General features: G+C 69.9%; 8 protein-coding genes. 2 read left to right on the forward strand and 6 right to left on the reverse strand.

All coding sequences use genetic code 11. The features are described from left to right. The first annotated feature begins 201 nt into the window (after nucleotides 1-201). Entirely contained in the window at nucleotides 202-909 is a 708-nt protein-coding gene (locus tag ACRDSQ_RS31455; protein ID WP_431426147.1) for a hypothetical protein, read from the forward strand. A gap of 4 nt (nucleotides 910-913) precedes the next feature. Here the strand turns inward: ACRDSQ_RS31455 and ACRDSQ_RS31460 are convergent, their stop codons facing one another. Together ACRDSQ_RS31460 and ACRDSQ_RS31465 are read right to left on the reverse strand one after the other, a co-directional pair. Further along, nucleotides 914-2074, reverse strand: coding sequence for a cation:proton antiporter (locus ACRDSQ_RS31460; protein ID WP_431426149.1), 1161 nt, complete (start codon nucleotides 2072-2074; stop codon nucleotides 914-916). Between the two features lie 50 nt (nucleotides 2075-2124). Next, on the reverse strand, nucleotides 2125-2604 hold the full coding sequence (locus ACRDSQ_RS31465; protein WP_431426151.1) for a cation:proton antiporter regulatory subunit: 480 nt from the start codon (nucleotides 2602-2604) through the stop codon (nucleotides 2125-2127). Nucleotides 2605-2751: 147 nt separating this feature from the next. On the opposite strand from ACRDSQ_RS31465, the gene ACRDSQ_RS31470 reads away from it, so the two are divergent. Next, nucleotides 2752-3222 (forward strand): DUF4383 domain-containing protein, encoded by a 471-nt coding sequence (locus ACRDSQ_RS31470; protein WP_431426152.1) that lies wholly within the window; start codon nucleotides 2752-2754, stop codon nucleotides 3220-3222. Between the two features lie 56 nt (nucleotides 3223-3278). On the opposite strand, the gene ACRDSQ_RS31475 is transcribed toward ACRDSQ_RS31470, so the two are convergent. The 4 genes from ACRDSQ_RS31475 to ACRDSQ_RS31490 form a co-directional block, all read right to left on the reverse strand. Beyond that, nucleotides 3279-3485, reverse strand: coding sequence for a DUF4235 domain-containing protein (locus ACRDSQ_RS31475; RefSeq protein ID WP_431426154.1), 207 nt, complete (start codon nucleotides 3483-3485; stop codon nucleotides 3279-3281). A gap of 58 nt (nucleotides 3486-3543) precedes the next feature. Then, nucleotides 3544-4044, reverse strand: a complete 501-nt coding sequence (locus ACRDSQ_RS31480) for a DUF3618 domain-containing protein (RefSeq protein WP_431426155.1) — start codon at nucleotides 4042-4044, stop codon at nucleotides 3544-3546. Further along, nucleotides 4041-4448 (reverse strand): phage holin family protein, encoded by a 408-nt coding sequence (locus ACRDSQ_RS31485; RefSeq protein ID WP_431426157.1) that lies wholly within the window; start codon nucleotides 4446-4448, stop codon nucleotides 4041-4043. Before ACRDSQ_RS31485 ends, ACRDSQ_RS31480 begins: the two co-directional genes overlap by 4 nt. Before the next feature lie 29 nt (nucleotides 4449-4477). Then, on the reverse strand, nucleotides 4478-4657 hold a 180-nt coding region (locus ACRDSQ_RS31490), incomplete at its 5' end, for a hypothetical protein (RefSeq protein WP_431426158.1).

Here is a 4657-nt window from a genome sequence, read left to right on the forward strand (position 1 = left end):
CGCACCGACCCACTGAGCACCCGCACCATCCAAGCCGGGTTAGGTAATACACCCGCATCCTACGGAAACCGTGTACTGCCAGGGGAAACACAGATGTCGATCAAGAAAGCCAGGAAACTCGGGCTAGGAGTGAACTGCCCGTAACGGGGTAGTCCGAATGGGCGATTAGTTCACGGAGGCTGTTACAGCTGGAGGGTCATCATGCGCGTGCGAAACATCCTCACAACGGTCGTTCTGAGCGGCGCGCTGGTCGGCGGGCCGGGATTGGCGATGGCGTGGGCCGAGCAGCCCGCGGAAAGACCCGGAAACGTGGGTCAGGGGCGGTCCGAGCAGGCGCACGGCAAGCCCACGCCTGCGCCCAGCACGGTGCCGCAGCCCGCGTCCAACGCGGACTTCACCGGCCACGGCGCCAACACCCACGGCCCGTATGACTCCACTCGGGACGGTTCGGCGTCGGGCAACGGCAACGGTGGCGGCGAAGCCGTCGGCAAGCCGTGCGCGGGCTGTGTCGGCAAGGCCGACAACAAGAACCCGAAGGGTCAGCTCCCCGGCCCGCAGGACGGCAACAAGGGTTACGAGTGCGACAGCAACCACGGCATCGGCCGGAGCAACCCGGCTCACACCGGCTGCAAGTCGACCACGACAACCCCGACCATCCCCACGACTCCGCAGACGACAACGACCACGACCACGACCACCACGACGTCGACGACCACGGCCACGGGGACGACCCCTGGCGGCCCGTCGACCACACCCGCCGCGCAGCCAGGCATCACCCCGGCCACGCAGGCCGCGGGTCTGGCGGACACCGGTGTGGACATCGGCGTTCCCATCGGAGCGGGCCTGCTCCTGCTGGGCGCGGGCACCGGCCTGATCGTCCTGAACAGGCGCAGGATGACCGGCAACTGAAACCTCACCACCGATAGACGCGCGACCGGATGGGCACACCATCCGGTCGCGTTTTCGTTGTCACCGCGCGACAACCGCCGGGCTTGTCCCCGCCCACCGGGCGATCAGCGGCCCAGTTGTGGCCAGTATCAACACATACGCGGTCACCAGGGGGCCGAGCACCGCGTGCCCGGCGCCGACCAACCCGATGATCACGATCGAGAACTCCCCGCGCGCGATGAGGGCCGTCCCCGGCCGCAGCTTTCCGTGCCTGCCCGCGCCGTCGCGGCTCGCGGGCAAGCCAGCCGGTGGCGATCTTCGTGACCACCCCCACCGCGGCGAGCGCGAAAGCGGCGGGCAGCACCGGAAGCAGGTCGGCCGGGCTGACCGCGAAACCGATCGCCAGGAAGAAGGCTGCGGCGAACAAGTCGCGCAGCGGAGCCAAAACGGCGCGGGCGCGCTCGGCCGCCGCGCCGGTCAGCGTCAGGCCGACCAGGAACGCACCGACCGCGGCCGAGGCGTCGACCAACTCCGCCAGCGCGGCCACGACCAGGGTGGTCCCGAGGATCCGCAGCATCAGCTGCTCGTCGTCGGGGTGGGCGAGGAACCGGTTGATGTGGTGGCTCCAGCGGTGCGACGCCAGGAAAGCGGTCGCCACGGCGGTAAGCGCGACGATCACGCCGATGACCGCCTGCCACCACTGGCCGCCGGACGCCAGCACGGCGAGCACCGGCAGGTAGGCGGCCATCGCGAAGTCCTCCATGACGAGAACCGACAGCACCGCCGGGGTCTCCCGGTTGCCCAGCCTGCGCAAGTCGCTCAGCAGCGGCGCGACGATGCCCGACGACGAGATCCAGGTGGCGCCCGCGAGGGCGAGGATCCCGATCCCGTCGAGCCCGAGCAGCCACCCGGCGACCGCGCCCGGCGCCGCGTTCACCACGAGGTCCACCAGCGCCGACGGCACGTGCCTGCGCACACTGTGGGCGAACTCCGCGGTGGAGAACTCCAGCCCCAGGGTCAGCAGCAGCAGGACCACCCCGATGGACGCACCCGCCTGGACGAACTGCCCGGCCGCGGGCACCGGCGCCAACCCGCCCTCGCCCAACGCGAGCCCGGCCGGCAGGTACAGCGGGATCGGCGGCACGCCGAAGCGCCGGGCGACCGCTCCCAGTCCACTCAGGACCAAGAGGATGACGCCCAGCTCCAGGAGCAGGGCCGGCGAGGTGTGCGCCCCGATCAGCCCCGGAAGATCTCACGGACGGCGGCGATGCCCTCGTGTGTCCCGATCACGACGAGCACGTCGCCCGCCTCGATGACCTCCGACGGCGCGGGGGACGCGATGACGGTCTCGCCGCGCACCACGGCCACGATCGACGCGCCCGTCCGGGTGCGCGCCCGGCTCTGCCCCAAAGACCCACCCGCGAAGGGCGACTCCCCGGGCACTGTGATCTGGCCCGCGCTCAGCCCCGGCACCTCACGGGTGAGGTCGGCGAAGCGCTCGGCGATGCGCGGCGCCCCAAGGATCTCGGCTACGGTGTCGGCCTCCTGCGCGGTCAGCCGGAACAGCGGCCTGCCCTCGTCCGGGTCGCTTTTGGGGTAGTCGACCAGCTCGAAGTCGCCGGTGCGGCGGGCGATGACCCCGATCCGCCGGCCGTCGGCGTTGGTGAACTCGTAGCGCAGGCCGACCCCGGGCAGGAGAACCTCGTTCACGTCCATCCACCCATGATGGCGGGAAAGATCGCCGACAACGAGGGGTCGACGCGCGGTCACTGCCCGTTGGGGCAGAAGTTGACCGTGGAGAGGTGTTTGTCGGTCCACTTTGGGTACTCCATGTGCACGATCCAGCACATGAAGGGGTAAGTCATGGCACAGCCACTACCTCCGCAGAATGTTCGACCGCAAGACCGCCCGCCGGTGCAGTTGGCCGCCATGGTGGTCGCCGCGGTCTTCCTCGTCGTCGGTATCGCCGGGTTCATCCCCGGTCTGACCACCGAATACGACGGGATGACCTTCGCCGGACACGAGTCCACAGCGATGCTGCTGGGCGTGTTCCACGTGTCGATCCTGCACAACATCGTCCACCTGCTCTTCGGCGTCGCCGGTCTGGCGATGGCCCGGACGGCGGCGGGAGCCGCGGCCTTCCTGGTCGGTGGCGGTGTGATCTACCTGGTGCTGTGGATCTACGGTTTGGTCATCGACCACGACAGTGCCGCCAACTTCGTCCCGGTGAACACCGCGGACAACTGGCTGCACTTGGCACTGGGCGTGGGCATGGTCGGCCTCGGCCTCGCGCTCGGCAGGCGCCGCGCGTCGATCTCCGACGCCAAGATCTGAACCCGCACGGCGAAGGGGCCTTGGACGAGTTCTCCAAGGCCCCTTCGCTGTGCTGGTCAGTCGTCGAGGTGCTCGCCGGTCAGCTTCCGGTACCCCTTGGCGCCCGCGCGATCGATGCTCGCCTTGACCACACCGAAGGTCGCGCCTTGCGGCAGCGCGGCGAGGAGGACTTCACGGGTGCGGTGGTCCGGCGACGTCGCATCGAGGGCTTCGTCCTCGCCGGAGACACCGCGCCAGATCCGCTTGAACAGCGCGGCGGACACCAGCCCGCCGAGTGCATGATCAGCATGCTGAGCGGTCGGTAGAGCAGCTTCACGTCGCTCACCTCGCCCGGCGGCGGGTGATCAGGGCGATCAGCGCGCCGATCAGCAGTCCCAGCGCGCCCGCCTGGACCGGCGTGCGGCGGACCAACTCGGTCACCTGGCCCAGCGGGTGGCTGCCGGACGGGCGGTCGGCGCGGTGTCGCACCGCCTCCACCCGGCCGTCGGCCTTGCCACCCCAGGAATCGATCTTGTGTTCGGTGGCGTGGGTGCCGCGGTTCTTGACCTCGTGCGCCTTGGTCTCGACGCGGTCCTTCACCTCATGCGCCTTGGCGTCGGCGCGCTGCTTGACCTCCTGCGCCTTTTCCTTGACCTCATGGGCTTTCTCTGCGGCTCGGTCCTTGATCTCGTGGGCCTTGTGCACGGCCCGGTCCTTGACGTCGTGGGCCTTCTCCTCGACCCGCCGCTTCACCTCGGTCTTGGCCACGAGCGCGTCCACGGTCTCGGCGAGATCGCCGCGCACCCGCTGGATGTCCTCGCGCAAGTCGTCCGGTCGGCTCATCGGTGTGCACCCTCCTTGATCGCCTCGATGTCGCGCCGCGTGCTGCGGATCGCCTGCTCGGGGACCGACGGGGTGGCGTGCTTGAGCTTGCGCATCCCGATCAGCCCCAGCGCGCCCGCGATCAGCAGCAGCGCGCCGCCGACGATGAGCGCGGCGGCCCACACCGGCAGCACCAGTGCGAGGGCGGCGATGGCGGCGATGACCAGCGCCGCGACGCCGAACCACGCGGTGACACCCGCGGCCCCGCCCAGCGCGGCGCCACCGCCCGCTTGTTTGCCTTTCTCTTTCAGTTCGTCGGTGGCGAGGGCGAGCTCGTCGCGCACGAGTCGCGAGACCTGCTCGCCCAGTCGCCCCACCAACTCTCCGGTGGACAGTTCAGCGACACTGCGATTGGGCTCGTTCATGCGGTCGGACTACCCACGACCGGCGGAAACTACGCCTCGCCGGAGGGGTCGCGCGCCGGGTAGCGGGCCAGGAAGGCGTCCGCGGCCATCGAGGCGAACCTGAGCACGCGCTCCGGCGGGTACTCGTCGGGGGCTTCCAGGAGCAGCCTGCCCATTTCCTCCGCGACCCGGACCAGGCTTCGGGCGAGGAGTTCGACGTCGACGTCGAC

This window comes from Actinokineospora sp., assembly GCF_050699995.1.
Classification (GTDB): Bacteria; Actinomycetota; Actinomycetes; order Mycobacteriales; family Pseudonocardiaceae; genus Actinokineospora.

Bases quoted from the DNA above. Each gene is read 5' to 3' on its own strand.
- ACRDSQ_RS31455 (WP_431426147.1), top strand. From the start codon at position 202: ATGCGCGTGCGAAACATCCTCACAACGGTCGTTCTGAGCGGCGCGCTG.
- ACRDSQ_RS31465 (WP_431426151.1), bottom strand. From the start codon at position 2,604: ATGGACGTGAACGAGGTTCTCCTGCCCGGGGTCGGCCTGCGCTACGAG.
- ACRDSQ_RS31470 (WP_431426152.1), top strand. From the start codon at position 2,752: ATGGCACAGCCACTACCTCCGCAGAATGTTCGACCGCAAGACCGCCCG.
- ACRDSQ_RS31480 (WP_431426155.1), bottom strand. From the start codon at position 4,044: ATGAGCCGACCGGACGACTTGCGCGAGGACATCCAGCGGGTGCGCGGC.
- ACRDSQ_RS31485 (WP_431426157.1), bottom strand. From the start codon at position 4,448: ATGAACGAGCCCAATCGCAGTGTCGCTGAACTGTCCACCGGAGAGTTG.